Annotated in this window: 9 tRNA genes and 1 rRNA gene; all 10 read left to right on the top strand. The window is 49.8% G+C overall.

The features are described from left to right. The first annotated feature begins 185 nt into the window (after nt 1-185). The 10 genes from rrf (at nt 186) to ACFOGI_RS11890 (ending at nt 1,160) form a co-directional block, all read left to right on the top strand. Nucleotides 186-301: ribosomal RNA gene (gene rrf, locus ACFOGI_RS11935) — 5S ribosomal RNA — on the top strand. A gap of 61 nt (nt 302-362) precedes the next feature. Further along, nucleotides 363-438: transfer RNA gene (locus ACFOGI_RS11930), tRNA-Val, on the top strand. A 7-nt stretch (nt 439-445) separates the two neighbouring features. Next, nucleotides 446-521: transfer RNA gene (locus tag ACFOGI_RS11925), tRNA-Thr, on the top strand. Between the two features lie 35 nt (nt 522-556). Then, nucleotides 557-632, top strand: a tRNA-Lys gene (locus tag ACFOGI_RS11920). 6 nt (nt 633-638) lie between these two features. Further along, nucleotides 639-723, top strand: a tRNA-Leu gene (locus tag ACFOGI_RS11915). A gap of 18 nt (nt 724-741) precedes the next feature. After that, nucleotides 742-813, top strand: a tRNA-Gly gene (locus tag ACFOGI_RS11910). A gap of 8 nt (nt 814-821) precedes the next feature. Further along, nucleotides 822-906, top strand: a tRNA-Leu gene (locus ACFOGI_RS11905). Between the two features lie 6 nt (nt 907-912). After that, nucleotides 913-989: transfer RNA gene (locus ACFOGI_RS11900), tRNA-Arg, on the top strand. A 3-nt stretch (nt 990-992) separates the two neighbouring features. Then, nucleotides 993-1,069, top strand: a tRNA-Pro gene (locus ACFOGI_RS11895). Between the two features lie 15 nt (nt 1,070-1,084). After that, a tRNA-Ala gene (locus tag ACFOGI_RS11890) sits at nt 1,085-1,160 on the top strand. Nucleotides 1,161-1,234 lie beyond the last annotated feature (74 nt).

The raw sequence follows: 1,234 nt of genomic DNA, 5'->3' as shown, positions 1-1,234 counted from the left end.
AAGCGTGGTGACACGTGGAGCTGACGAATACTAATCGATCGAGGACTTAACTACATTCTTTTACGATGTCATGGTATTGCCTCTTATTTAGTTTTCAAGGTATAAATTACGATTTTTTTGTAAAAAAACCTTGCATTTTCGTCAAAAAATGCATATAATAATCCTTGTCATTGATTTTCACATTGTCTGGCGGCGATGGCGGAGAGGTCACACCTGTTCCCATGCCGAACACAGAAGTTAAGCTCTCCAGCGCCGATGGTAGTTGGGACTTTGTCCCTGCGAGAGTAGGACGCTGCCAGGCAGGTGTAACACTAACAGGTTTTATATTGCACCAAACATGAACAGGATTAGTCCTGTGTGTGGGAGGATTAGCTCAGCTGGGAGAGCACCTGCCTTACAAGCAGGGGGTCGCAGGTTCGAGCCCTGCATCCTCCACCATATAGACGCCGGCCTAGCTCAATTGGTAGAGCAACTGACTTGTAATCAGTAGGTTGGGGGTTCAAGTCCTCTGGCCGGCACCATTTTATCATAATATAGGTATAATCGGTGTTTGTACGAGCCATTAGCTCAGCTGGCAGAGCATCTGACTTTTAATCAGAGGGTCGGAGGTTCGAATCCTCCATGGCTCACCACATTTTGCGGGTGTGGCGGAATTGGCAGACGCGCTAGATTTAGGATCTAGTATCTTACGATGTGGGGGTTCAAGTCCCTTCACCCGCACCATTATCTTATTTATGCCATGCGGAAGTAGTTCAGTGGTAGAACACCACCTTGCCAAGGTGGGGGTCGCGGGTTCGAATCCCGTCTTCCGCTTTCTCCGCGCCGGGGTGGCGGAATTGGCAGACGCACAGGACTTAAAATCCTGCGGTAGGTTCTACCGTGCCGGTTCGAGTCCGGCCCTCGGCATTACAAGCGCCCGTAGCTCAATTGGATAGAGCGTTTGACTACGGATCAAGAGGTTAGGGGTTCGACTCCTCTCGGGCGCGCCATTACGGGAAGTAGCTCAGCTTGGTAGAGCACATGGTTTGGGACCATGGGGTCGCAGGTTCGAATCCTGTCTTCCCGACCATTCAGTCATTATATTGGGGCCTTAGCTCAGCTGGGAGAGCGCCTGCCTTGCACGCAGGAGGTCAGCGGTTCGATCCCGCTAGGCTCCACCACTTTATTTTTGCTCTTTGAAAACTGAACAAAACAACCAGTATGTCAAGAAGAAACAACTCGTTTTTTCTAATAA

Source organism: Virgibacillus xinjiangensis, from assembly GCF_042643145.1.
Classification (GTDB): Bacteria; Bacillota; Bacilli; order Bacillales; family Amphibacillaceae; genus Virgibacillus_O; species Virgibacillus_O xinjiangensis.
This window is presented reverse-complemented; position numbering and strand designations above follow the sequence as displayed.